26 protein-coding genes, 1 pseudogene and 3 other annotated features are annotated in these 26034 nt (G+C 40.0%); of the genes and pseudogenes, 6 read left to right on the top strand and 21 right to left on the bottom strand.

Annotation, left to right across the window (positions count from 1 at the left end; all coding sequences use genetic code 11):
* Positions 1 to 7 precede the first annotated feature (7 nt).
* The 6 genes from KHA95_RS12275 to zapA all read right to left on the bottom strand — a co-directional run bounded on the left by KHA95_RS12275 (position 8) and on the right by zapA (position 7117).
* The gene (locus KHA95_RS12275; protein WP_213137794.1) at positions 8 to 940 is read right to left on the bottom strand and encodes a phosphotriesterase family protein; all 933 of its coding nucleotides are present in this window, start codon (positions 938 to 940) and stop codon (positions 8 to 10) included.
* 696 nt (positions 941 to 1636) lie between these two features.
* Positions 1637 to 2044 carry a DUF350 domain-containing protein gene (locus KHA95_RS12270; RefSeq protein WP_213137793.1) on the bottom strand — a complete coding sequence of 136 codons (408 nt, stop codon included), beginning with the start codon at positions 2042 to 2044 and terminating at the stop codon, positions 1637 to 1639.
* A 42-nt stretch (positions 2045 to 2086) separates the two neighbouring features.
* The gene (locus KHA95_RS12265; protein WP_213137792.1) at positions 2087 to 4444 is read right to left on the bottom strand and encodes an endonuclease MutS2; all 2358 of its coding nucleotides are present in this window, start codon (positions 4442 to 4444) and stop codon (positions 2087 to 2089) included.
* 51 nt (positions 4445 to 4495) lie between these two features.
* Positions 4496 to 6217, bottom strand: coding sequence for a DNA polymerase/3'-5' exonuclease PolX (polX, locus tag KHA95_RS12260; RefSeq protein ID WP_213137791.1), 1722 nt, complete (start codon positions 6215 to 6217; stop codon positions 4496 to 4498).
* A gap of 88 nt (positions 6218 to 6305) precedes the next feature.
* Positions 6306 to 6848 carry a CvpA family protein gene (locus tag KHA95_RS12255; RefSeq protein ID WP_213137790.1) on the bottom strand — a complete coding sequence of 181 codons (543 nt, stop codon included), beginning with the start codon at positions 6846 to 6848 and terminating at the stop codon, positions 6306 to 6308.
* 8 nt (positions 6849 to 6856) lie between these two features.
* Positions 6857 to 7117 carry a cell division protein ZapA gene (gene zapA / locus KHA95_RS12250; protein ID WP_213137789.1) on the bottom strand — a complete coding sequence of 87 codons (261 nt, stop codon included), beginning with the start codon at positions 7115 to 7117 and terminating at the stop codon, positions 6857 to 6859.
* 207 nt (positions 7118 to 7324) lie between these two features.
* Here zapA and rnhC point away from each other — a divergent pair, with 207 nt between their 5' ends.
* A complete protein-coding gene (rnhC, locus tag KHA95_RS12245; protein ID WP_213137788.1) occupies positions 7325 to 8254 on the top strand; it encodes a ribonuclease HIII in 930 nt (309 codons plus the stop codon).
* Positions 8255 to 8359: 105 nt separating this feature from the next.
* Here the strand turns inward: rnhC and KHA95_RS12240 are convergent, their stop codons facing one another.
* The 5 genes from KHA95_RS12240 to KHA95_RS12220 form a co-directional block, all read right to left on the bottom strand.
* Entirely contained in the window at positions 8360 to 9409 is a 1050-nt protein-coding gene (locus tag KHA95_RS12240; protein ID WP_249316852.1) for a PQQ-dependent sugar dehydrogenase, read from the bottom strand.
* Positions 9381 to 9902: a hypothetical protein gene (locus KHA95_RS12235; protein ID WP_213137787.1), complete on the bottom strand. Its 522-nt coding sequence runs from the start codon at positions 9900 to 9902 to the stop codon at positions 9381 to 9383. The genes KHA95_RS12240 and KHA95_RS12235 overlap by 29 nt, the downstream gene beginning before the upstream one ends.
* 302 nt (positions 9903 to 10204) lie before the next feature.
* Positions 10205 to 12619 carry a phenylalanine--tRNA ligase subunit beta gene (pheT, locus tag KHA95_RS12230; RefSeq protein ID WP_213137786.1) on the bottom strand — a complete coding sequence of 805 codons (2415 nt, stop codon included), beginning with the start codon at positions 12617 to 12619 and terminating at the stop codon, positions 10205 to 10207.
* Between the two features lie 18 nt (positions 12620 to 12637).
* Positions 12638 to 13675 carry a phenylalanine--tRNA ligase subunit alpha gene (gene pheS / locus KHA95_RS12225; protein WP_213137785.1) on the bottom strand — a complete coding sequence of 346 codons (1038 nt, stop codon included), beginning with the start codon at positions 13673 to 13675 and terminating at the stop codon, positions 12638 to 12640.
* A 46-nt stretch (positions 13676 to 13721) separates the two neighbouring features.
* Positions 13722 to 13939 (bottom strand) — a binding site (T-box leader).
* Positions 13940 to 13988: 49 nt separating this feature from the next.
* Positions 13989 to 14735, bottom strand: coding sequence for a TrmH family RNA methyltransferase (locus tag KHA95_RS12220; protein ID WP_213137784.1), 747 nt, complete (start codon positions 14733 to 14735; stop codon positions 13989 to 13991).
* A gap of 97 nt (positions 14736 to 14832) precedes the next feature.
* Here KHA95_RS12220 and sspI point away from each other — a divergent pair, with 97 nt between their 5' ends.
* Positions 14833 to 15039: a small acid-soluble spore protein SspI gene (gene sspI / locus KHA95_RS12215; RefSeq protein ID WP_213137783.1), complete on the top strand. Its 207-nt coding sequence runs from the start codon at positions 14833 to 14835 to the stop codon at positions 15037 to 15039.
* Between the two features lie 31 nt (positions 15040 to 15070).
* Here sspI and KHA95_RS12210 read toward each other — a convergent pair whose 3' ends face one another.
* From KHA95_RS12210 to KHA95_RS12200, 3 genes are all read right to left on the bottom strand, one after another.
* Positions 15071 to 15529: a small multi-drug export protein gene (locus tag KHA95_RS12210; protein WP_213137782.1), complete on the bottom strand. Its 459-nt coding sequence runs from the start codon at positions 15527 to 15529 to the stop codon at positions 15071 to 15073.
* Positions 15530 to 16574: 1045 nt separating this feature from the next.
* Positions 16575 to 17660 (bottom strand): M42 family metallopeptidase, encoded by a 1086-nt coding sequence (locus KHA95_RS12205; protein ID WP_213137781.1) that lies wholly within the window; start codon positions 17658 to 17660, stop codon positions 16575 to 16577.
* A 43-nt stretch (positions 17661 to 17703) separates the two neighbouring features.
* Positions 17704 to 18195: a dUTP diphosphatase gene (locus tag KHA95_RS12200; protein ID WP_213137780.1), complete on the bottom strand. Its 492-nt coding sequence runs from the start codon at positions 18193 to 18195 to the stop codon at positions 17704 to 17706.
* Positions 18196 to 18291: 96 nt separating this feature from the next.
* On the opposite strand from KHA95_RS12200, the gene KHA95_RS12195 reads away from it, so the two are divergent.
* Positions 18292 to 18678, top strand: coding sequence for a sigma-w pathway protein ysdB (locus KHA95_RS12195; RefSeq protein ID WP_213137779.1), 387 nt, complete (start codon positions 18292 to 18294; stop codon positions 18676 to 18678).
* Between the two features lie 36 nt (positions 18679 to 18714).
* Here KHA95_RS12195 and KHA95_RS12190 read toward each other — a convergent pair whose 3' ends face one another.
* The 5 genes from KHA95_RS12190 to infC all read right to left on the bottom strand — a co-directional run bounded on the left by KHA95_RS12190 (position 18715) and on the right by infC (position 20800).
* The gene (locus KHA95_RS12190; RefSeq protein WP_213137778.1) at positions 18715 to 19296 is read right to left on the bottom strand and encodes a TVP38/TMEM64 family protein; all 582 of its coding nucleotides are present in this window, start codon (positions 19294 to 19296) and stop codon (positions 18715 to 18717) included.
* A gap of 47 nt (positions 19297 to 19343) precedes the next feature.
* Positions 19344 to 19619: a DUF1294 domain-containing protein gene (locus KHA95_RS12185; RefSeq protein ID WP_213137777.1), complete on the bottom strand. Its 276-nt coding sequence runs from the start codon at positions 19617 to 19619 to the stop codon at positions 19344 to 19346.
* A gap of 65 nt (positions 19620 to 19684) precedes the next feature.
* On the bottom strand, positions 19685 to 20038 hold the full coding sequence (gene rplT, locus KHA95_RS12180; RefSeq protein ID WP_213137776.1) for a 50S ribosomal protein L20: 354 nt from the start codon (positions 20036 to 20038) through the stop codon (positions 19685 to 19687).
* A gap of 36 nt (positions 20039 to 20074) precedes the next feature.
* Entirely contained in the window at positions 20075 to 20275 is a 201-nt protein-coding gene (rpmI, locus tag KHA95_RS12175; RefSeq protein ID WP_213137775.1) for a 50S ribosomal protein L35, read from the bottom strand.
* Between the two features lie 21 nt (positions 20276 to 20296).
* Complete coding sequence (gene infC, locus KHA95_RS12170; protein WP_213137774.1) at positions 20297 to 20800, bottom strand: translation initiation factor IF-3; 504 nt, start codon at positions 20798 to 20800, stop codon at positions 20297 to 20299.
* A 70-nt stretch (positions 20801 to 20870) separates the two neighbouring features.
* Positions 20871 to 21007 (bottom strand) — a sequence feature (ribosomal protein L20 leader region).
* 404 nt (positions 21008 to 21411) lie between these two features.
* On the opposite strand from infC, the gene KHA95_RS12165 reads away from it, so the two are divergent.
* Positions 21412 to 21945 carry a YusW family protein gene (locus KHA95_RS12165; RefSeq protein WP_213137773.1) on the top strand — a complete coding sequence of 178 codons (534 nt, stop codon included), beginning with the start codon at positions 21412 to 21414 and terminating at the stop codon, positions 21943 to 21945.
* Positions 21946 to 21971: 26 nt separating this feature from the next.
* On the opposite strand, the gene thrS is transcribed toward KHA95_RS12165, so the two are convergent.
* A complete protein-coding gene (thrS, locus tag KHA95_RS12160; protein WP_213137772.1) occupies positions 21972 to 23909 on the bottom strand; it encodes a threonine--tRNA ligase in 1938 nt (645 codons plus the stop codon).
* A gap of 111 nt (positions 23910 to 24020) precedes the next feature.
* Positions 24021 to 24243 (bottom strand) — a binding site (T-box leader).
* Positions 24244 to 24288: 45 nt separating this feature from the next.
* Positions 24289 to 25125 (bottom strand): putative sporulation protein YtxC, encoded by an 837-nt coding sequence (locus KHA95_RS12155; RefSeq protein ID WP_213137771.1) that lies wholly within the window; start codon positions 25123 to 25125, stop codon positions 24289 to 24291.
* A gap of 359 nt (positions 25126 to 25484) precedes the next feature.
* On the opposite strand from KHA95_RS12155, the pseudogene KHA95_RS12150 reads away from it, so the two are divergent.
* Positions 25485 to 25607 (top strand): annotated as a pseudogene (locus tag KHA95_RS12150) (IS1595 family transposase); the annotation flags it as partial.
* 88 nt (positions 25608 to 25695) lie between these two features.
* Complete coding sequence (locus KHA95_RS12145) at positions 25696 to 25926, top strand: hypothetical protein (protein WP_213137770.1); 231 nt, start codon at positions 25696 to 25698, stop codon at positions 25924 to 25926.
* The last annotated feature ends 108 nt before the right edge of the window (positions 25927 to 26034 follow it).

Genomic DNA, 26034 nt, shown 5'->3' with positions numbered 1-26034 from the left:
CGCACCTCTATTTTTCCATTTGGTAAACCCTTGCAGGGTTGTGAATCATAAACTTATCAAGCACCTCTTGACTGAATCCTTCTTCTAGCAATCTTGGTAAGAAGCGTTCTTTAATCCAATTAAATCCTGGTCCATATCCATACACTTTATGGTGAGATCTTCTTCCCATATCATTAGATAGCATAATTTGATCTTCATAACCATCCGCCACTAATTGTTTCAGCAATTCAACTCTCATGCTGTCTGGATAGTATTTTGCTTTACCTGGCCCATCATAAATAACATTGGCACCAGTTTTTAGAATTTGTCGGTGGTACCATAAATCAGGAACACGGTCTACGTGTGCAACGATGAACTTGCTCATATCAAATCCTTCTTCTAACACAATTTCACATTGCTCGATCCCCATCGTTCCCGCAGTTGTATGGGTGTGAAAGCAAGTACCAGCTTCTGTTGCTGCACGCGCCCCTGCTCTTAACACCTTCTCTTCATTCGGAGTGATGTGGTTGTAAGCAGTACCGGCTTTAATCCATCCAGCTTTTACAGACGTACCGTCCATCCCTACTTGAACATCGTGTAGCATTCTTTCAGCAATATAGTTAGCGGACCAATTCGTTAATTCTGGTTCCATACCGTGTTCTTCACAAATATAGCCTGTAGTAGCAAGAACATGTACACTAGATTCCTTTGATGCAATCACCATTCCCGGAGTGTTTCTTCCCCAAGATTGTGGAGTTGTTTCAATGATACATCCGCCACCGATTTCTTTAAATTCCCTCAACATTTGGATCGCTAATGGAAGACTGTCTAAATGGTGATCTAGATTATTTTTTGTTCCATCCCCCTGTGGATTTGTCAAAATATGCTCATGCGCCATTGTAAATCCCATTTCCGATGCATCGATATCTCCTAATACTGTTCTAACTTTTCCTTTTGCCATATAATAAACCCTCCTATTATTGAACAAAATTTCACACTAGTGAACATTTGTTAACCTTACATTTAATATAACACAAAAGATAACGTTTGCAATAAGTTTTTTTAAAAAATTTTGCATTAATTAAATAAATTGAATACCAAATTGTTTTTTTCCTTTATCAGGACCAAGGTGAAAAATAAATTACATACCTTAAAATATTGGCTACTATAAGAAAGCAGGGGATAAAAAGACAAAAAACAGCCGTAGCTCTGGCTATCGACTGCTTCCAATGTTAATGGCTCAAAAAAGATATGTCACAGTATATTTTTACCAAAAAAAATACCACAGCAATGCCGTGGTAACTCCCAAATTTTTAACCTTTTATAAGAGGATCGGAGAAAAGTTTTTTATCGAATCAAAATACAAACGTTAGCATCTGAAAATAACTCGCTTCGTAAATATACATCGCTTTCCGCGGGCGGCTGTTGAGCCTCCTCGTGCTACGCACTACGGGATCTCACCGATGTCTTTCCTCCCCCAGGAGTCTACATATATTTCCTACGCTAAGATATTGCATTGTTCGTCTATATAGAGTTGATCACTTTAGTTACGTCCCAGCCTCTTTCATACTAGAATTAAATAAATTACACCTAAAAGAATAAAAATGCCACATACAACGAATAGCACTTTTGCAAGTTTTTCCACAGTATCCTCCTATTAATGTATACTCGCGCCAATGACATAAGATAATCCAATGGAAATAACCATTGAAAGAAATCCGACGGCGCGGTTATTATTTTCTATTTCTTTATCAATCTTAAATTTTGGTGTTAAAAATTCAAAAATAAAGTAACCGGTTAATAAGAGGAAAAATCCGTACACGCCCCACCCGATCATAACAAGTAAAGAATCATGGTGCAAAATGGAATGCCTGAACACATTGGCAATCCCAAAAATCTTACCACCCGTTGCCATCGCAACCGCAATGTTTCCTTTTTTGATTTCGTCCCAATTACTATATTTTGTTACCAATTCAAAAATAAATAAAAATAAGACGATGCATAAAATGGTCACGCTATAATATCCAGCTGTCTGCACAAACGAATTTTCCCAAAAAGAGTTCATTCTCATCTCTCCCTTATCTATTGAGAAAAAGCTCGCGGCGCTTTATTTAAATTCTACCACGGTTACGCCGCTGCCACCTTCTCCTGCTTCTCCTAAACGTATACGTTTGACAGATCGATGTTGTTTCAAATATTCACTCACACCTGTCCGCAATGCACCTGTTCCCTTTCCATGAATGATGGACACGCGTGGGTATCCAGCAAGCAATGCGTCGTCGATGTACTTTTCTACCTTTAAGATTGCATTTTCATATCGTTCCCCACGAAGATCAAGCTCTAAACTGACATGATAATCTTTCCCTTTAATGGTCGCAAGTGGCTTTGCTTCTTTTTTCGGTTCAGATTTAATGAATTCAAGATCTTTTTCTTTCACTTTCATTTTCATAATTCCGATTTGCACTTGCCACTCTTGTTCGCCTGTTTTTTCCAGTAATTGGCCACTCTGACCAAATGTGGTTACTTTTACTTCATCTCCAGGCTGAAGCTCTCGTTTTTTTGCTTTCGCAATCGGTTGATCTTTTTGTTTATGAAGGGTTGGGACCGCCAAGTCAAGCTTACGTCTTGCTTCAATTAATTCATGTTCCTTCACTTGCGCTCCGCTTTCAAGGCGCATTTGTCGCAATTCTTTCATCACTTGCTCTGCTTCTTCCTTCGCCTTTTCAACAAGCTCAGCCGCTTTTCCCTCTGCTTTTTCGTATAATTTCTGTTTATGATCATAAAACTCGATCATTTGCTGCTGCAAATCCCGATGAAGCTTTTCCGCATGCTTTAAATAATCATGAGCTTCCTCATACTGTTCTTCCGCCTCACGGCGACTTTTCTCTAACGAGGCAATCATGTTTTCGACTTCATTGCTTTCCGTATCGATCATTGACTTTGCTTTTGCAATAACCGCTTCAGATAAGCCCAGCCTTTTTGAAATTTCAAAGGCATTGCTTCGTCCTGGCACACCAATTAATAGCCGATATGTCGGCCGCAATGTCTCTACATCGAATTCCACACTGGCATTCGTCACACCTGGACGATTATAACCATATGCTTTTAGCTCTGGATAATGTGTCGTCGCAATCACACGTGCGCCTCGTTGATACACGTCATCCAAAATAGAAATCGCTAAGGCAGATCCTTCCTGCGGGTCGGTCCCGGAACCGAGCTCATCGAAAAGCACGAGACTTTCATGATCGACTTGCTGTAAAATCTGAACGATGTTTACCATATGGGATGAAAACGTACTTAAACTTTGTTCAATTGATTGTTCGTCACCAATATCTGCGAATACCTGTTTAAATACAGCAATTTCTGAACCTTCCTGTGCAGGTATATGAAGTCCAGCCTGCCCCATCAATGTGCAAAGCCCAACTGTTTTCAGTGTAATTGTCTTTCCTCCCGTATTCGGACCGGTGATAACGATCGTTGTATAATCCGTCCCAAGGATTACATCGTTAGCAACGACTTCATCAATCGGAATAAGGGGATGGCGTGCTTCATGTAAACGAATGATGCCTTTATTATTAATCGAAGGTCTTGTCAATTTCTTTTCTTTCGCATAGCGTGCCTTTGCAAAAATAAAGTCCATATCCCCCATTGTCTCGACAATAACGAGTAGTTCATTCGCATACTCCGCAACTTCATTTGATAATTCAGCAAGAATTCGATCAATCTCGGCTTTTTCCCTCATTTGTAATTCTTTTAATTCATTATTTAACTCAACAACCGCCTGTGGTTCAATAAATAACGTTTGACCTGATGCCGATTGATCATGCACAATTCCTCCGTAATGCGAGCGATATTCTTGCTTTACCGGAATGACATAGCGATCATTTCGAATTGTAATAATTGCATCTGATAGCATCTTCTGGGCATTGCTTGACCTTGTATAGCTTTCAAGTCTTTCACGAATGCGCCTCTCATTCCTGCGCTGTTGCTGACGAACGCTGCGCAATGTTTCACTTGCGGAATCAAGAATGTCACCACCCTCATCAACCGCTTGCTTAATTTTATGCTCCAATTCTGTTAACGGAAAAATTCTACGAGCCTTCTCTTCCAAAATTGGAATCTCTACTTCATTTTCAAGCAGTTCTTCGATAAATTGTTTCATCATTCTACTCGTATGAATCGTACTCGCTGTTTGTCCGAGTTCAACGGCGTTTAACACACCACCAATTTCCGCTCGTCTAATATGTGGTTGAATGTTGTAAATCCCACTTAAAGGCGCATGTCCTTTTAAGCGGAGCACATGTGCCGCTTCATCTGTCTCATCTTGCATCTTCACAACTTCCTCAGACGATACAGATGGAAGCAATGCTTTAATTCGATCAATACCAAGTGAAGATGCGGCAAAGCCTTCTAATTCCGCAATAATTTTATGAAATTCCAACGTTTTTAGGATTTTATCATTCATACGTTTTTCCCTTTCTTAGCTACTAATATCAAAAAGGAGCTTTGAACAACTTTATTCATCATTTCGCTTCAAAAAAGCAAGCAGTTCGTCAGGCTCCATTGCATTGAGTACCGTGGATGGACGAATCCATCCTTTTCTTGCTGCTGAAACTCCAATATTCATAAATGATAATGATGAAATATTATGAGCATCTGTATTAATAGCAATTTTTACTCCAGCTGCTTGTGCTTTACGCAAATGCTCTGCGGCCAGATCTAAGCGCTCTGGGTTTGCGTTTAATTCAAGTGCCGTATTTGTCGATTGGGCAAGTTGAATAAGCTGATCGATGTCAACATCATAACCATCACGTCGACCAATTAATCGTCCAGTTGGATGGGCAATGATATCAACGTGAGGATTTTCAAATGCGTTTCGTAGACGCTCCATAATCTTTTCCCTTGGCTGTGAAAAGCTTGAATGAATCGAAGCAATGACAAGATCCAATTCAGCAAGAAGATCATCGTCATAATTTAACCGTCCATCTGGCAAAATATCCATTTCGATTCCTGATAGTATGAGTATATCATCATATTTTTCATTTAAATTGCGAATCTCTTCGATTTGTTTTCTTAACCGATCAGCCGTTAAGCCATTTGCCACTCGTAAAAATTCCGAGTGGTCGGTAATCGCCATATATTGATAGCCTTTTCGTCTGCATGCTTCGACCATTTCTTCCAATGAATAGGCACCATCAGACCATGTCGTATGCAAATGAAGATCACCTTTCATTTTGTCAATTGTAATTAGTTCTTCATCGGCACGGAAATGGTCGATTTCAGAACCGTCCTCACGTATTTCTGCTGGTACGAACGGAAGATCGAAATGGCTGAAAAATTGTTGCTCAGATTGAAATGTACGAATTTCACCTGTTTCAATATTTTCTACACCGTATTCACTAATCTTTTCCCCGCGTGCTTTTGCAATCTGACGCAGACGGACATTATGATCCTTTGATCCAGTAAAATGATGCAATGCTGTCACAAATTCTTCTGGCTTCACAAGACGAAAATCAACCGCAACTTCGTATCTTCCTTCAAGCACAACGCTGACTTTTGTATCTCCACTCGCAATCGCCTTGCTAAATCCCTCCAGCTGAAGTAATTGTGCTTTCACTGCTTGTGGATCATCCGTTGCAATCATGAAATCTAAATCTTTAATTGTTTCCCGAACACGACGCAGACTGCCCGCACGGGAAAATGTATGAATTTCCTTGATTTTTTCGAGCTCTTTCTCAATTTTTTCCGCAATTGGGAGCATGTAGGCAATTGGGAGTCGTTCCGGCTGTGTCCCGAATTGATTAATCGATTCAAGTATTTTATCCTGAGATTTCTTACCGAATCCTTTTAATTCAGCCACTTTTCCAGACTCGCACGCCTCTCTTAATAATTCGATATCTTCGATGCCCAATTCCTGATATAAACGGGAAATCTTTTTACCGCCAAGACCGGGAACTTGCAGCAACGGGATCAATCCTTGTGGGACCTCTTCCTTCAATTCATTAAAAACGGTTGACACGCCCGTTTCGATATATTCACTAATGACTGCCCCTGTCCCTTTACCGATCCCAGAAATTTTTGTAAAATCTTCAATTTCGGCCAGGCTGCGATCGTCCGCTTCCAGTCCTGCCGCCGCCTTACGAAAAGCCGCTGTCTTAAAGGGATTTTCCCCTTTTAGCTCCATATAAATCGCAATTTTTTCAAGTAAGCGAATGACATCTTTTTTATTTACTTTCAACATATCCACCAACCGTTCTCATATTCTCCTCATATCATTTTAGCAAATCTCCGTGTAAAAAGAAAAACTTCCCTTTGATTAAGAGAAGTTACTTCTGTACGTAATCAATCCACCATTTTGTTACTTCTGTGGAAAAATAAGGTGTATGTTCGAGCATAGCAATTGCGACAAATGAATGATTAATCGCTGTCTGCACGCTAGCAATTGGGAGCAAAGCGGCGATATATAGTACAATGAACACAAGCAAGTATATTTCGATTAAGCCTAACAGTCCCCCTGCCCATATATTAAGTGTTTTTAACACTGGCAGACTCGCAACAACATCGAGCGCAGACCCTATGATTCCAAGTACAATTCTCACCGCGAAGAAAATAATGACGAAAGCAATTGCGCGATAAAATGCTTCGTCCATATTTACACTATCAAATAACATTTTCATCGCACCGTCTCCATCAGGGCTTGGATATGGAATCCAAAGTCTTAGCTTCGGCGCTAAATCTTGATAATACATATGGGCAACAATAAATGCGATAATAAATCCAATCATATGAATTAATTGTAGAATAAATCCTCTTCTCAAACCAATGAGAAATCCCAAAAAAAGAATAACAATGAGTGCAAGGTCAAGCATTATATATATCAGTCCTTTAAGCGTTGAAGTTCTTGTTCCATGCGATCATACCGCTCCTGCAATTTCACAAGATCGTGAACAGCATTTACAGCAGTAAGCACGGCAAGTCTACTCGTATCCAAATTAGGATTGATCGAGCTAATTTCTTTCATCTTTGAATCAACCAATGCGGCAACTTTCATCACATGCTCTGCCGAATCGGTTCCAGTAATGGTATAATTTTGTCCATGAATAGTTACTTGAGTCCGTATCCTTTGACTCTGTGTCAAGCCAATTTCCTCCATTTCATCAGAATCCTATCGTTATCATAACATGAAAAAAATCGGATGGGAATACGATGCCTAGTCAAAAGGTATATAGATTACTACCGATTATTGAGCTTTTACTACCGATCTTTGGTAGTTTACTACCGATTTTAAGGACTTTACTACCGATTATTAGCTATTTACTACCGATCTTAGAAAGGATGTTTCCTATTGTCGAATATCGTCATTCAAGTGAGCGAAACAACGATGCAAAAAATGAACACCCATTATAAGCCGTTTCACACGGGTAAAACGCCACCCGGCAGCCTTTTTGTCGCGAAAAAAAACAACTGTACGATCACCGCCTATCGTTCTGGAAAAGTAATGTTTCAAGGGACGGAAAATGTAGAAGAGGCGAAGCTTTGGGGAACGCCAACTGCCAAGCCTGCACAAGCAGCGGTCGGAAAAACATCTGGCAAACCGTTACCTGCCAATCTTTCATCTCTATCGGTCATTGGCTCCGATGAAGTGGGAAAAGGTGATTATTTCGGACCGATGACCGTTGTCGCCTCCTACGTAAGAAAAGAGCAGATCCCGCTATTACAAGAACTAGGCGTGAAAGATTCAAAACATCTAACCGATCAACAAATTGTCAAAATCGCCAAAGATTTGCTCTCATTTCTCCCGTATAGTTTATTAACATTGCCAAACGAGAAATATAACCACCTTCAAGCAAAAGGAATGACACAAGGGAAGATTACAGCAATTTTACATAATCAAGCATTGAATCATTTATTAGGAAAAGTTGCCCCAGAAAAACCAGACGCGATTCTCATCGATCAATTTGCCGAGGCATCAGTCTATTTCCGTCATCTTCAAGGCCAAAAGACCATTTGCCGAGAAAACGTCTATTTTAGCACGAAGGCAGAGAGTATTCATCTCGCAGTTGCTGCTTCATCGATTTTAGCGAGATACGCATTCTTAAAAGCATTCGAAACCCTTAGCAAAAAAGCCGGATTCGAGCTACCAAAAGGAGCAGGGGCAAAAGTCGACCAAGTAGCAGCAAGACTGATTAGGGAAAAAGGTATTGCTGCCTTAAACGAATTTACGAAAGAGCATTTTGCGAATACGGGAAAAGCAAGAAAAATTGCTGGTATGTAAAAGTAATCCAAAATTTTCAGCATTGTTAGTGCAAGACAGTTCTTCCGATTTAGAATGAGGAGCTGTCTTCCCGATTGATTTTGCATATTTCCCATCCTATCTCTCTTATTCATTCAACTCCATTTTCAATAGCTGATCATCATTCGGTTCAGGCGTCCCTCTTCCATCGGTATTGTTTGTCATATAGAACAAATGCCCATCCTCAATGAAAATATCTCTTATTCGTCCATCTCCTTCCGTAAAAACAGATGCCTTACCGCTTAAGAGATCAAAGATCCGGACTGCTTCCCCGCGCAATGTTGCGATATATAATTTTCCTTGATAAAAGGCCACTCCACTCGGTGCCCATGTGTTCCCATTTGTATGGAAGATCGGCGACTCCATTCCTTCCATCTTTTCATCACCTTGAATATGTGGCCAACCATAATTTTTTCCTGCTTTAATGAGGTTGATTTCATCATGAGCACTTTGCCCATGTTCCGTTGCATACAATTGTCCTGACTCATCCCAAGCTAACCCTTGTGGATTGCGATGTCCATACGAATAAATCGGTGAATCGTGAAAGGGATTATCACTAGGTACTGTTCCGTCTAGATTCATCCGTAAAATTTTTCCTGCTAATGACTGAAGGTTTTGAGCTGATTCAGGATTTGCTGCATCTCCTGTTGTAACATATAACTTATCATCAGGCCCAATTTTGATGCGCCCGCCATTATGAATCGCTGATCCTGGTATCCCGTCAATCAATGCGGATTTCTCTACCCACTGATTCTCTTCCTTTGCAATCCGAACAACTCGGTTTAGCACCTCACCATTTTCTTCATATGTATGATAGCCGATAGCCTCTACGTTTGTATTTGGTATCAGCTCCAGCCCAAGCAAGCCACTTTCTCCTTCGATATGGAGGCTTTCTTTTAGCTTTACAGGCAAATGATCCATTTCACCTGTTGGTTCATGAATAGAAACAATCTCCCCGGTTCTTTCACTTATGTAAAAAAAATCATCTTTTTTCGTGATCGACCAAGGCACATTTAATTTATTCACGCGACTGTCAAAGACTGATTCCTCCTTTTTGCGAGCCGTACAAGCAGTGATGAAAATAAATACGAGAAGCAGAATAAAGAGTTTAAAAAGATTCATTTGCCAGCTTTTCATATTCCACACTCACCTTCTCTATTTCCTGTAATAACTTGCCAATCTCCATACTGCCCATGTCTAGTTGATGAATGTCATACAAATACGTATAAAGCTGTTGATATGATTCCATTTGTGATTGAGAAACTCGTTTATCTTCTTTATTGTAAAAGGAAACCGCAACATGTTCTAATATTTCCTCTGTTTTTGTTGCAGTCACATCATACAATTCATATTCTAGGGCGATCTCTTTTAACTCAATATAGTTTGAAAATATTCGGTCCATTCCTTCAATCAGACGATCAAGCTCCCTTGCCGATAATCCTTCATTTTCCTCAATCACATGCAACGGAACTTTTTTCAACATACGTTCAATCCCAACTCGCATGCCATTCGTATATTTCTCCTTCATTTCAGGCGTGTACGTGTCTGTACCCGCTTTTCCGTATACCGCCATCGCAACAACGAATAGTATAAAGAGGAATAAATATAGTATTAGTCGATTTTTTTTCATATGAATGAGCCTCCAGATGATCAAAAAGGGGCTATCGTTCATGGTGACAGCCCCTTTGTTCACTATTTAGGAAATAATAATACGTAAGTTTGTAGATAACTTTCTACTAAAACAATCCACGGCTAACTCTAGATACACAGTGACTAGCAAACTTCACTCTTCTTCCTACGGTAAACCACTTTAAGGCTTACCGTGTTTAGGCCTACAAGATGTTGCCACAGATTGTGGCAGTTTTAGCCGTTGGCCATACTACTAGTCAGAATAGTTGTACGTCACTTAGCGAGTGCCTTGCGCTTTTATTATTAGCCTCTTAATTCAGCTCCCGCTTTTTCTTTTAATGCGGCAAGCACTTTTTCATGTGCTTTGACAACTTCTTCGTCTGTTAGCGTTTTTTCTCGATCTAAATATGTTAATGAGAAGGCGATTGATTTCTTGCCTTCTTCCATATGCTCGCCTTCATAAAGGTCGAACATATGCACATTCGTCAATAATTTTCCGCCCGCATCTTTAATGATTTTCTCAAGTGAACCGGCTGTAACGTGTTTATCCGTCACAAGTGCAATATCTCTTGAAATCGATGGGAAGCGTGGAATTGGCGTATATTGTAGCTCTGGAAGTTCAACGTGGAAAATTGGACTTGCCTTCACTTCAAATACGTATGTGTTTTTCAAATCCAAATCCTTTTGCTTATTCGGGTGTACTTGCCCTGCAAAACCGATCACTTCACCCGCTAAGCTAATTTCCGCTGTACGCCCTGGATGCATACCTTCGCGCTCAGCTGCACGCCATTCGATTTGTTCAGCGACACCGAGTTTGTCAAATAGCCCTTCTAAAATGCCTTTAACGACGTAAAAATCAACTGGCTTTTTCTCACCTTGCCATTCGTTTTCTACCCATAGACCTGTAATCGCTCCGGCAATATGCTCTCGTTCTTCTGGTTGAACATCCTTGCCTTCATTTAAGAAAACAGATCCGATTTCATACAAAGCAACGGAGTCGTGCTGACGTGCAACATTATATGATAATGCTTCGAGCAATTGAGGGATGATGCTTACTCTTAAGCGGCTTCTCTCCTCACTCATCGGCATCGCTAATTGTACGGGCTCTCTTGCTTCGATCGCATAACTAGTTGCTTTTTCCTCAGAAGTAAGCGAGTATGTTGTCGCTTGATAAAGGCTCGCACCTTCTAAGTATGCTCTCGTTGTTCGGCGTTTTTCTTGAGTTGGATTTAATCCGCCTGGTGTTGCTGCTCCCTTAGGCAATGTTTTAGGGATATTATCATAGCCATATAAACGCGCGACTTCCTCAAGCAAATCTTCCTCGATTTTTATGTCACCGCGACGTGTCGGAGCAGTTACGGTAAAGACCCCCGCTTCAACGGTTACATCAAATTTTAAACGCTCGAAAATCGCGACAACTTCAGTTTCACTCAAATCTGTTCCGAGAACACGGTTAATTTTTTCAAGTGAGACAGACACAATAGCCGGCTCAATCGTTAAATGATCCGCTTCAATGAGTCCGTCTAATACTTCGCCGCCTGCAAGCTCAGCCATTAATTGAGCGGCACGTTCAGCAGCTGGGCGTACTCTTGCCGGGTCAACCCCTTTTTCATACCGGCTGCTCGCCTCACTACGTAAACCATGATATTTCGATGTACTGCGAATCGATCCACCTGTAAAATAAGCAGACTCTAATAAAATCGTTGTCGTATCTTCACGTACTTCTGAATCGGCTCCGCCCATTACACCTGCTAAAGCAACTGAAATCGTTCCATTTGTAATGACAAGCTGATCAGCTGTTAGTTTCCGTTCTGTATCATCAAGTGTTTTTAAGATTTCGCCCTCATGTGCATGACGGATGACAACTTCTTTTGAACCAAAGCGATCATAGTCAAAAGCATGGAGTGGCTGACCATACTCTAATAATATATAGTTCGTAATATCAACGACGTTATTATGGGGACGAATGCCGCTTGCCATTAGTCTCGTTTGCATCCATAACGGCGATGGACCAATTTTTACATTTTTAATTACTTTCGCCGTGTATAACGGATTATCTTCTGGTGCATCAATTTTCACAGAAATATAGTCAGCTGCTTTTTCAGAAGTCGCATCGACTGTGATTTCTGGTAATTTGACTTCTTTATTTAAAATCGCCGCTGTTTCGTAAGCCATCCCAAGCATGCTAAGCGCATCGGCACGATTTGGTGTTAAGTCTAGCTCAAGCACCTCATCATCTAAATTTAAAAGGTTCAGTGCATTCGCACCCACTTCGGTTTCTTCTGGAAATACATAAATGCCCTCAGAAAATTCTTTTGGAACGAGCTTTCCTTCAATCCCAAGCTCTTGAAGTGAACAAATCATTCCATTTGATTCCTCACCGCGTAATTTCGCCTTTTTAATTTTGAAATTACCTGGAAGTACAGCGCCAACAGTTGCAACCGCCACTTTTTGTCCTTTTGCTACATTCGGAGCACCACAAATAATTTGCACTGGTTCTGCTTCGCCAATATTGACAAGACATTTGTTTAGCTTATCTGCTTCTGGATGCTTTTCACATTCAAGCACATGGCCAACAACGACACCTTTTACTCCGGCGCTAAGTTGTTCTACTCCATCTACCTCAATTCCACTTCTCGTAATCTTTTCTGCTAATTCTTTTGCTGAAACGCCCGTTAAATCAACGTATTCTTGCAGCCATTTATATGAAACAAGCATGTATGCTACCTCCCGTAATTATTCTTGCACCGAAAATTGTTGTAAAAATCGTAAATCATTCGTGTAGAAATGACGGATATCATCGACGCCATATTTTAACATCGTAATCCGTTCAGGCCCCATTCCAAACGCAAATCCTGTATATTTTTTCGAATCAAAGCCAGCCATTTCAAGGACATTTGGATGAACCATACCCGCCCCTAAAATTTCAATCCAGCCTGTTTGTTTACAGACGCGGCAGCCATCACCACCACATATTTTACAAGAAATATCCATTTCAACCGATGGCTCTGTGAAAGGGAAAAAGCTCGGACGGAGACGGATTTCGCGATCTTGACCAAACATTTTCTTCGCGAATACTTCAAGTGTTCCTTTTAAATCGCCCATCGTAATGTTTTCATCGATAACAAGACCTTCGATTTGAGTGAACTGATGGGAATGTGTCGCATCATCATTATCACGGCGATACACTTTTCCTGGACAAATAATTTTCACAGGACCTTTGCCTTCATGCTTTTCCATTGTCCGTGCTTGAACAGGTGATGTATGTGTGCGCAATAAAATATCTTCAGTAATATAAAATGAATCTTGCATATCGCGAGCCGGATGACCTTTTGGCAAGTTTAACGCTTCAAAGTTATAATAATCTTGTTCCACTTCAGGCCCTTCCGCAACTTGATAGCCCATTCCGATAAATAAATCTTCAATTTCTTCGATTACTTTCGTTAACGGATGGCGGCTGCCTGTTTTCACTGGACGACCTGGTAATGTCACATCAATCGTTTCAGAAGCAAGTTGTTTATTCACTGCCTCTGCTTCTAGCTCTACATGCTTATTTTCGATTGCCTTCGTAATTGTTTCTCTGATCACATTGACGAGTGCACCCATTTTCGGACGCTCTTCCGCCGATAATTTTCCCATTCCGCGTAACACTTCGGTAATCGGACCTTTTTTCCCGAGATATGCAACACGAACATCATTCAATGCTTTTAACTCAGAAGCATCTTTAATTTTTTCAAGTGCTTCTCTTTCCAGTTCTTGTAGTTTTTGTTCCACGATAATTGACCTCCTTATTTTAGAAAACAAAAAAAGCCCACCCCCATAAAGGGACGAGGCTTTGGTCGCGGTACCACCCTTATAAACATTTGCATGTTCACTTCATTGTCATAACGGCATATGCCGGAGCATCTTTACGTTTAAACGGTCCCGATGCCGACTCAGGAGGTGAACTTCACACAGATTCCGCTGAAAATGCTCACAGTCACGGCATTTTCTTCCTGAAAACTTTCTCTGGTTACTTTTCTCCATCATAGTCATTCACTTTATTCAGATAAATAATATTATAGTCGTTTACAGCGCTGATTTCAAATTATTTTCGTAAATGATAAAGAAGGATGCCTGCTGCAATCGCAACGTTTAAAGATTCGCTTTGACCATAGATTGGTATATAAAGATTTTTCGTTGTTTTTGTTAGCAGATCCGGAGCAACTCCTGCACCTTCGTTGCCAACGATTAACGCGAATGCATCAGTCGCCGCAGCATCTGTATATGGTGATGCACCTTCGAGAGCCGTTCCATAGACAGGCATCCCCTCCTCCTTGATTTTTTCGACCCATTCATGTAAATTTCCGATTGCTGTATTAATATGAAAATGGCTACCTTGTGCCGAGCGAATCACTTTCGGATTGTACAAATCACCGGAACCCTCTCCGAAAATAACCGCATCCATTCCAGCAGCCTCCGCCGTTCGAATCATCGTACCGATGTTACCCGGATCTTGAACCCGATCAAATAAAAGCAAGCGTTTATGAGTAGAAAGATCAATACCGGGCTGGCTTTTTCGACAAATAGCAAAAATTCCTTGCGGTGTTTCCGTATCCGAAATATGGCGGCTAATTTCAGAAGATATAATCGTAATTGAGAAATTTTCAGGGATTGATGTGCGATCAAGCCCCTCTTCGATCATAATTTCTTCAACTGTTGCTTTTTTGATCGCCTCTTCAACGAGATGAAACCCTTCAACGATATAAAGATTGTGTTGATCACGCCCTTTTTTTGTAAGCAGCTTTTTCCACTCTTTCACGCGGGCATTTTTTGTTGACTGAATATGCTCCAAACTTTTCATTTCCTTTCCGTACATTCTTTCACCATTATACATATTTCTAACGATTTGCGAAAAGCTAAAGAAGAAACTTTTTGAAGGAGCGAACGGAATGAACTTAAACTTACGAAATGCGATCATTCACAATGTTTCTGGCAATAACCAAACACAGTTAAAAGAAACAATCGTCGATGCGATCCAGCGCGGCGAAGAAAAAATGCTTCCAGGACTTGGTGTTTTGTTCGAAGTCATCTGGCAACATGCCGATGAACAAGAAAAAAATATGATGCTTGAAACATTGGAAGAAGGATTGAAATAGGAGGGAGCGGCTCATGATTGGGCCGCCTTTTTTATTTATAAATAAAATGCTTGATCGTTTCAATCCCATAATAGGAAGCGATGCCGAACACAATCCCCCATAGAGCAAGACTGATCGTCATCCAAAGCAGCGTCCATCGCTTTGTTGCTCCAAGTGAAAGACCAAGAAAAGCTGAAATATGTGTACCAACAAGAAGTGGACCGAAAAGAGCTAGACCGGGAAAGCCATATTTATTCCAAATCTTCTTTGCCCGTTTTTGCCGCTTGCCATTATCTTTGATTGTACCTTTCTTTGATGCGATAAAATTCTTTATCTTTTCAAATAAATAAATGACTAAAACAATTGTCGAAAAGTTCCCGATAAACGCTAAAATTACAACGATTGCAGGATTGAGTCCACGTAAAATCCCAAGCGGAATCACCGTTACAAGTTCAAACCACGGTGTTGCCGCAAGTATAAAGACAAGAATATACTCCCAAAGACTCCCCATCTGTTTTCTCCTTAAAAAATAATCTTCTTTGACCATACAGGATTTTTCACTAGATGAAAAGAAATATTTACTCGAAAGTCTAAAATGTATTGCTTAACGAAAAAATAGGACGAAATATTAGCGCATAATGTAACTCTTCAAATAATTGAAGCAATATTCTAGTAATGATCGGTAGATTTATGTCTATAATTACTGATTTTATACGAGGTTTGGAGTATGAGAGTTTTGGATTGTATTTATTATGAGAGGGATAACAGAGAAGCCCTATTGGACACCATGACCAGTTTTTTCGATTTACGGGATATTAGGGCACTCCTATTAGACAACATTTACCGATTTTTACGTTCGACAGGATATTAGAGCACTCCTATTAGACAACATCTATCGCTTTTTACGTTCGAAGGGATATTAGAGCAATCCTATTGGACAGCATTTACCGATGTTTACGTTCGACGGGATATTAGAGCAATCCTATTGGACAACATTTACCGCTTTTTAGGATTTACGGGATATTAGGGTACTCCTATTGGACAACATCTATCGATTTTTACGTTCGAAGGGACATTAGAGCAATCCTATTGGACAACATTTACCGATTTTTACGTTCGACGGGACATTAGAGCAATCCTATTGGACAACATCTACCGATGTTTACGTTCGAGGGGATATTAGGGTACTCCTATTGGACAATCTCTACCGATTTTTACGTTCGAAGGGATATTAGGGTACTCCTATTGGACAACATTTACCGATTTTTACGTTCGACGGGAGATTAGAGCAAGCCTATTAGACAACATTTACCGATTTTTACGATCGACGGGAGATTAGGAAACTCCTATTAGGCAGCATTTACCGCTTTTTACGATCGACGGGAGATTAGAGAAGCGCTATTGGACAACATTACCCGTTTTTTCGATCAACAGAATATTAGAGAGATGCTATTGAACAGCGTTTATGAACTTTAACCATTAACGGGCAATTAGCCCCACACAAAGAGAAGGCTAAACCTCGTTCTAACAAGGTTTAGCCGCCGAATTGTTAAATCTTATTCGTACGTAATTGTATCAACCGTTTTGCGATCTAATCGTTTCACAACTTCTGTGATTAATTTGACTGCATTTTCATAATCATCGCGATGAAGGATGCCACCATGAGTATGAATATAACGTGTTGCAATCGTTATTGCGAGTGATGGTGCACCTTCACCAGCAACATGTGTAGAGCCGGCATCTGTTCCGCCACCTGGAAGAGCGTCAAATTGATGCGGGATATTTAATTCTTCCGCGACAGAAACAACTAAATCGCGCAAGCCTTTATGTGATACCATGGACGCATCATATAAAATAATTTGCGGGCCGTCACCCATTTTCCCTTGCGCTTCTTTCTCTGATACTCCTGGTGTATCACCAGCAATACCTACGTCAACAGCAATCGAAATGTCCGGCTGAACTTTGTTAGCCGCTGTTTTTGCACCGCGCAGTCCAACTTCCTCCTGAACAGTTCCTACTCCGTAAACAACATTCGGATGGTTTTCACCCTGTAAGTTTTTCAATACGTCGATCGCAATCGCACAGCCAATTCGATTGTCCCACGCTTTTGCAAGCAATAATTTCTCATTATTCATTACTGTAAAATCAAAATGCGGTACCACCATATCTCCCGGTGCAACACCCCATTCTCTTGCCTCATCTCGGCTTGATGCGCCGATATCGATAAACATATCTTTAATATCGACCGGCTTTTTCCGTGCTTCTGGTGGTAAAATATGCGGAGGCTTCGAGCCGATAATGCCGGTGATTTCGCCTTTTGACGTAACGATTGTCACACGTTGGGCAAGCATCACTTGGGACCACCAGCCACCAACCGTTTGGAATCGTAAAAAACCTTTCTCATCAATTTGCGTAATCATAAAGCCAACTTCATCTAAATGACCGGCGATCATGATCTTCGGACCGTTTTCCTCACCTTTTTTAACCGCGATTAAACTGCCAAGACCGTCCGTCTCCATTTTATCTGCATATGGCGTTATGTACTTTTTCATGACTTCTCTAGGTTCACGTTCATTACCTGGAATGCCTTTTGCATCAGTTAACTCTTTTAGCATTGTTAATGTTTCATCAAGTTTAGCCATCGTATAATCCTCCATTTTTATGATAATATAAAGCTAATTACAATTAATATCCGTCTCGCTGACGCTGATAATTCACTTCATTTTTTTGGCGATATGCTTTTTGTACGTCATCAATCGAAAAACCAAGTGATTGACCAAGAATAAAATATTGACGGAGCAATTGCTCATAGTTTTCAAATGTTCTTGATTCTCGCAGTTGGTCGACTAAATGAATGATCATTAGAAAACATTGATCCAATTCTTTGTTTCCTTCGGATGAGACGATATCAATTTTCTTTTCAGCAAAGCCAAGTTCATTACCAATGGATAAAATAAAATGAACACCGTCGACAAATTCTTCTAAAATGATCTCTTGTGCTGACGGTTCTTTTTTGCTCCAAAATTTAAAACATCTCGTTTCATTGGCAAGCTCACCAATTTCGACGAGTAAAGCAAGAATCTTTTTCTCAACAAGGTTTTGTGTTTGCAGACCATGTTCCTCGACAATAAAGCGGTCTAGCTCATGTTGCATCGCAAACCATTCTTGCAAGGTCATATTGATCACTCCTTCAAAAAAAATTATACCAATAATGAAACCTTTTTCCTAATCATCCGTATACAGAGTAATATTAACTAATTGGAGGACCTAGCCATGATTATTTTGCTGAGACTTGTCATTTTTGCAGCAATTATTTATCTCATTTACAAAATTGTCATGTATATTGTAAGCCCAAAACGGAAATTAGAATCAGCACATGAACAAAAGAAATTTTTCTTTTATGATGTTCCCGATAATATTCGCAAAAACTTTCTCATTACATTAAAAGGTGTCATGTTTGAAGGGGAAAAATATTTGGGAACAACGGATCGTGCCTTTGATGTTGTATCGATTTTTGTCTGGCCGAAAAATTCCGACGTACTTCAAGGTTTAACATACGATGATTTTATGATGATTGAAAATGAAATTAAACTAAGATACCCGCACGCAGTTATTGACTGGAAAAGCCCGATTAAAGAATTAATCGCGAAAAACAAATAAAAACCATTGCGCAGCTAAACATGGACAATGGTTTTTTCATGATTGTGCAGATTCTTTTGCAAAAAACTCTTTCCACGTGACTGTGACGATTTTTTCTCTTAACAAATAGAATAAAAGGGCGAGCGCAGAAATGATCATGACGGCCATTCCAGGTGAAAAATGGGTAATAAATTCACCGAATACCGTGTAGAAAAAAACGAGCGGCACATTCGTGATAAAAGCTCCTTTCATAAATCCATGAAAATCCGGCTTTCTTTCTAATAAGCAAATATTTAGCAAATGATAATGAAAAAAAGGAATAAGTCGTAAAACAGCAATTTGGCCAATCGTCATTTTATTATAGCGGCCAAACCACTTATATTTTACATTCATTAACTTGGCGTGTGTTCCTGGCATTTTTCCAATGGAGAAATAAAAGAGGGCAGATAATAAAAGTAGTCCGATCATTGAATAAATCATTCCAAAAAAGGATCCGAATAACATCCCTCCAATCATACAGACGAGGATGACCGGGACGAACAGAAACTGCCTTACAATATGGAACGCGATAAATAAAAACGGGGCGAGCAATCCACTTCCTTCCATAAACGCAAGCATGATCAATAATTGTTCGTTCATCGCTGATCACCTGCTTTCTACTACATTATATTTTTTGCCCTTGTCCGTTATGCCAGACACCTAAGAACGAAAATATAAACGAGCAAGTCGATTGCTGCAAGAATAGGCAGACCGTATTTAAATGTTACATGTTTCGTTTTATGCCGATACATATGCATGCCGACCGTCATTCCAGGAGCACCGCCGATCAAGGCAAACATCCAAAGACGCTTTTCACTGATGCGTTTTTTCTTCAGCCGCGCACTTTTTTTATCAATACCCATCAATTGCAAACCCCATACATTTATGACGATAAAATACCAAATCACTAGAAATCGCAGCATGATCGAGCTTCCCCCTTAAGAAACAAAAGACCGTTCTCCAAATAGAGAATGGTCTTTTAAATTTATTATAATGCAGATTTTGCTTTGTTTGCTAATTCAGCAAATGCTTTTTCGTCATGTACAGCTAAGTCTGCAAGCATTTTACGGTTCACTTCGATGCCAGCAACTTTTAAGCCGTGCATTAAACGGCTGTAAGAAAGACCGTTTAAACGAGCAGCAGCGTTAATACGTGTAATCCATAATTTACGGAAATCACGCTTTTTGTTGCGGCGATCGCGATAAGCATAGTTATAAGATTTCATAACTTGTTGTTTTGCTACTTTAAATAATCTATGTTTAGAACCATAATAACCTTTAGCTAATTTTAATATTTTATTACGACGTCTGCGGGTTACTGTACCGCCTTTTACACGTGGCATATTAATTCCCTCCTAATTGGATCTAACCTTTAAAAATTACTTTATATTGTCAAGCAAATGACGGATACGACGGAAGTCGCCTTTTGAAACCATCGCAGATTTACGAAGTTTACGTTTTTGTTTTGTAGATTTGTTTGCAGCCAAGTGGCTTACATAAGCGTGTGAACGTTTCAATTTACCAGACGCTGTTTTTTTGAAACGCTTAGCTGCGCCACGGTGTGTTTTCATTTTAGGCATTGGGTTTTCCTCCTCAAAACATTACTTTTCAGTTTTTGGTGCTAGTACTAAGAACATGCTTCTTCCGTCCATTCTCGGTTTGGACTCAACCGTCGCCACATCTTCACACTCTTCGGCAAAGCGAGTTAGAACACGCTGACCGATTTCTTTATGTGTAATGGCACGTCCTTTAAAGCGAATCGAAGCTTTCACTTTGTCTCCTTTTTCAAGGAATTTTCGACCATTGCGAAGCTTTGTATTGAAATCATGTTCATCGATCGTAGGACTCAAACGAACTTCCTTCACATTAATCACTTTTTGGTTTTTACGGGCTTCTCTATCTCGTTTTTGCATCTCAAAACGATGTTTTCCATAATCCATTACTCGAGCGACTGGTGGTTTCGCATTCGGAGCAACAAGAACGAGATCAAGATTTACACGAGCAGCGATTTCCAACGCTTCATTTCGGGATTTAACTCCCAATTGCTCACCATTATGATCGATTAGACGAAGTTCACGGGCACGGATGCCTTCATTTACCAACATATCTTTGCTAATAGTTAGCCACCTCCAAGGTTTTTTAAGGAATACCTTTGTTTGCAAAAGCTTATTTATACACATAAAAAAAGCACGGGCATAAGCAACCCGCACCACATTCACGCACAAATAGTCAAGAATGGATATGAAATCAATAACCTGTTAACAGCTTTATGCGTCAATCAGGCGAGAAGCGGGCAGCCTCTTCTTTTACAAACGAGTATTCATTTTCACCTTAGTAAATATATCATATGCAGATGGCTCTGTCAAATGTTGATTGCTATTTACAACGTCTTTCATCATAACAAACAGACACTTAGAAAGCAATGCCTTTTTTAAAAATGTTTAAATTTAGCTAGAAAGGAAAAACTTTAATATATATAAGTTAAAGTTAGTAATTCAACTAACCGCTGAGTTCCGTTCCGGGCATGGGCTCGGGCCAACAGGTGTTGGTCACGAGGCTGTTACCACACGATGTGGCGACTTCCTTTTAATGCGGTCCAGCGAGCTCTTCAGCCGTGCTATTCCCACGGGAGCCGCCGCTCTCCACTCCAGTCAGCTGGAAAGTGCAAAATTATAACTTCAACTTATATAGATTCTTTTCTTTGGAGGTCTGTCATATGTTAAAAAAATTGAGCTACACGTTTGCTAGCTTTGCTTTATTGTTTGGACTCGTCGCCTGTTCAAACGATCCATCCGTTGATAACAATCCAAAAGAGCAAATGGATGGTGCTACTGAACCGAAAACCCCTGATAATCAAAGTGTTACCGACAGCGGGGTAAAATCAAATGGGAATGTGAATGATCCAGGGGCAACCGATCAAATGGCTGATCTTGACTTCATAAAATTTGATTTAGAAGTAAAATATGGGCCAAATAAAAAATATGATGTTGAATATGAACAAAAAGATCCAAAGGGTGTTTATGAGGCTGAACTAGAAGATGATATCAATGGGCAGATGATGAAAGGCGCGGATGCTTTTAATGGGATATATAACGTAATGAAGGATGTTTCCCTTACAGCTAATACCCCACAAACAGAAGTAATCCAGACCATTTTAAACGCATTTCAGCTTGCTGAAGATTATACAGAGTTTGATCTTGATTATACAACGAAAGACGGGACAAAAATCGATATTGAAGATAAAAAATAGGCTGGCACAGTTGCCAGCCTGTTTTTTTATTGTCTCGATCTCAATTGAACATCTGCGTTTAGTTGCTCAATAAAGTCTTTCAGTGAGACTGTTTCAGATTTTTGCTCTCCGTATTTTCTTACATTTACTGCTTCAGCGGATACTTCATTATCTCCAACAACGAGCATATACGGAATTTTTTGCATTTGTGCTTCACGGATTTTATAGCCGATTTTTTCATCTCGTTGGTCAAGCTCGACACGGAATCCTAACGATTTCAATTGATCTCGCACTTGTTTTGCATAATCAAAATGCACATCAGGTGATACCGGGATTACTTGAGCTTGAACAGGTGCAAGCCATGTAGGGAATGCTCCTTTGTATTCTTCGATTAAGAAAGCAACAAAGCGTTCCATCGTTGACACGACCCCACGGTGAATGACGACTGGACGATGTTGTTTTCCATCTTCCCCAACATAAGTAAGATCGAATTTTTCAGGCAAGAGGAAATCAAGCTGCACAGTTGACAATGTTTCTTCTTTTCCTAAAGCTGTTTTCACTTGAACATCGAGCTTCGGACCGTAAAAGGCTGCTTCACCTTCTGCTTCGAAGTAGTCGACACCTAGCTCATCCATCGCATCTTTTATCATTGCTTGTGCTTTATTCCACATTTCATCATCATCAAAATATTTTTCCTTATCCTCTGGATCACGATAGGAAAGACGGAAGGCATAATCACTAATGTTAAAATCTTTATAAACTTCCACAATGAGCTCGACAACGCGGATGAACTCTTCTTTTATTTGGTCTGGACGAACAAAAATATGTGCATCATTTAATGTCATGCCACGAACACGTTGAAGGCCTGATAATGCGCCTGACATTTCGTAGCGGTGCATCGTTCCAAGCTCAGCAATCCGGATTGGCAGCTCGCGATAGCTATGGATGTCATTTTTATAAATCATCATATGATGCGGGCAGTTCATCGGACGAAGAACGAGCTGCTCATTGTCCATATCCATGATCGGGAACATATTCTCCTGATAATGATCCCAGTGACCGCTCATTTTATATAGTTCAACATTCGCCATAATCGGTGTATATACGTGATCATAGCCAAGTTCGACTTCTTTATCAACAATGTACCGCTCGACAATTCTACGGATTGTTGCACCTTTTGGTAACCAAAGCGGCATTCCTTGCCCAACCTGTTGAGAGTTCGTAAATAGACTTAACTCTTTCCCCAGTTTACGATGGTCGCGCTCCTTCGCTTCTTCCAACATTTTTAGATGCTTTTCAAGCGCATCTTTTTTGAAAAAAGCAGTTCCGTATACACGTTGAAGCATTTTATTTTTACTGTCACCGCGCCAATATGCACCAGCAATGCTAAGCAATTTAAATTCTTTAATTTTGCTTGTTGACGGAACGTGGACACCACGGCATAAATCGGAAAATTCGCCTTGTGTATAAATCGTTACTTTTTCATCTTCAGGAATCGCATCAATGAGCTCTTGCTTATATGGATCATCCGCGAACAGTTCTTTCGCTTCAGCACGTGATACTTCTTTACGTACAACTTCAATGTTTTCATTGATGATTTTCTTCATTTCTTTTTCAATTACAGGTAAATCTTCTGGTGTAATCGCATGTTCGATATCCATATCGTAATAAAATCCATCTTCAATGACAGGACCAACACCAAATTTCGCATCAGGATACAGTCTTTTCACCGCTTGAGCCATAAGGTGAGCTGAGCTATGGCGCATTATCTCAAGTGCATCCGCGCTATCTGGAGTGATGATTGCGATTGAGCCATCTTCCTCAATTGGTGTTTTTAAATCGATCAGTTTACCGCTTAGCTTCCCGGCAAGCGCATTTCGTCGTAAACCAGGGCTAATCGAAGCTGCAATTTCTTCTGTTGTTACTCCCTTTTGAAACTCCTTTACTGAGCCATCTGGGAAAGTAATTTGAACTTGTTCTGACATCATGTGCCACTCCTTTATTAGATGTATAGCATCCGCGCCGATTGATTAACAATAATCAAGGCACTTCTACTTTTTGAAATAAAAAATAAAAAACAAAAAAACCCATCCCTGGAAAGGGACGAGTTTTTATACACGTGGTTCCACCCTCATTTTCAACATACGAAACGTATATTGACTTTGGATTCATTGTAACGGATCATTCCGCCGATCATTACTTCGTTCACGATCGGAGTTCAAAGGTGGTAAATATCATGCCCGTGTTAGGAAGCTCACAGCAATACTTCCCTCTCTGAAAACCGTAGCAAAATACTCATGTCCTTATCGCAACTTATTTCATGTTCGTTTATGTACGTAATTATAGCGAGTTGCGTAAGGAAAATCAAGGCTTATTCACATATGCCTTTTTTAGTATAGAAAAATGGACAGGCGTCAACACAGAAATCCGTTCTTCAAAAATATTAGACAGTGTTCTGATAAGCGGTTGATCTGCTTTATCTGTATAAACATATACTTTTATAGCAGCGATTGATAGAAGTGGAGCAATCACCGCTGAATCGACATAGATCGGATGATTAGCTAAAAGGCGCTGATCCATCATCTCTTTTATTTCATCACTCGACAGTTCATGGAGATGCTCATCGTAAAACTTCGGTGTTTGATTAAGCAGGAGATGGATAACTTCCATTCTTGTCGCACGGTTTCTCAAATAATCTCGTAACATTTGTACAAATGTCTGATATTCTTGCTCCATTTTATACTCATCAATTGCGATCTCTAAATATTTTTCCACCCGCTCATAATAAGGTTTTAAACGAAATCGGGAAAATGATTCAAAGGAAACGGCTCCTCCAAAGCTTAGTAAATCGGAAACAGCTTCCTTAATCAGCCCCGATTCATCAATCACACCAGCAAGCTCTGATAAATCATGACGAGCACCAGAAAACATTTGTGTCGCTATTTCGATAATATGGCTGCGCTCATCTTCATTTTCATAATGAAATTTGTGTTGCAGCGTGTTATTTAACCATTCATTTCTTTTCACATCTTTAATAAACGTAATTAATGCCTGCTCATAACGGCTCCTCTTCCTTTGATCGACTTGAAATGTATACATAAACTGGTCTTGGCTTTTTACCAGCGTTTCTCGTAAGCCATTTGCTGTTAAATATAATTTCAGACGGATCGCATCTTTTATCGATGTAAATAGTAACTCCAAGCCCGTCCCCCCTTACCCGCTTTGTATCATTTATATGAGAGCTCGGACGGACTATACCAACGAATTTTTAATAGTGAGAAGCAAACGTTGCAGGGGATGGGCATAAGAAAAGCGCAAGCGCCCGTTTAGCGACGTACAAACTGGGGCTGTCCAGAAAGCAGATGAAAACTGACTTTCTATGATAGCACCTTTTTTATGTATGGAGATATAAAGAAAGATGACATCAACGAAAAATTCGAACGACGTCACCGGTCTATTGCTTTCCGTTCCGGCCCACGCTTTCCGCGGACAGCCTTGCGGGGTCTCCATTCCCGCAGGGGTCGGTGCCTGCACTACAAGTAACAACAGCAAGCGGCTAGATACTAGAAAGCATTCAACATCAAAGAAATGAAGTTACTATGAGCGACTTGATTATTAGAGGTAATTTGATAAAAAATTTGGAAATTTATGATACAATTAGATTAACTAAATTTGTAATATAACATTATATCTTATTCAGCGAACGGGGCAGGCTAATTATATAAAGAAGATTGAAAGGAAAGTAATTTACAAAGAAGGGAGGTATAAAAGGTGGACTTATTGCTCTGGATAACGATTGGTTTCATAATAATCGGATTTGTTGTTCTCACTTCTATGAAAAAAGGTATGGAAAGTAAGCTCGCTTTTATAACAGCAAATTTGAAAGACGAGGAAAGTTCAACAAAAGCTAAATCCATAATTTGGTGGATAGTGAGTACCACAGCTTGGGGAATAGTGAGTATGATTCTTATTGTTTGGTGGTTTCATAATCACTTTGGATAACTGTTGGTTTCAAATGTACTTAAACAAACGGGTGCGTTTAGTCTAAAAGACTATACTAAAAATTAGAACTTCCAGATAATCGGAAGTTCTAATTTTTTTATACATATC

This window comes from Bacillus sp. FJAT-50079, from assembly GCF_018343515.1.
Taxonomy (GTDB): domain Bacteria; phylum Bacillota; class Bacilli; order Bacillales; family Bacillaceae_C; genus Lederbergia.
This window is presented reverse-complemented; position numbering and strand designations above follow the sequence as displayed.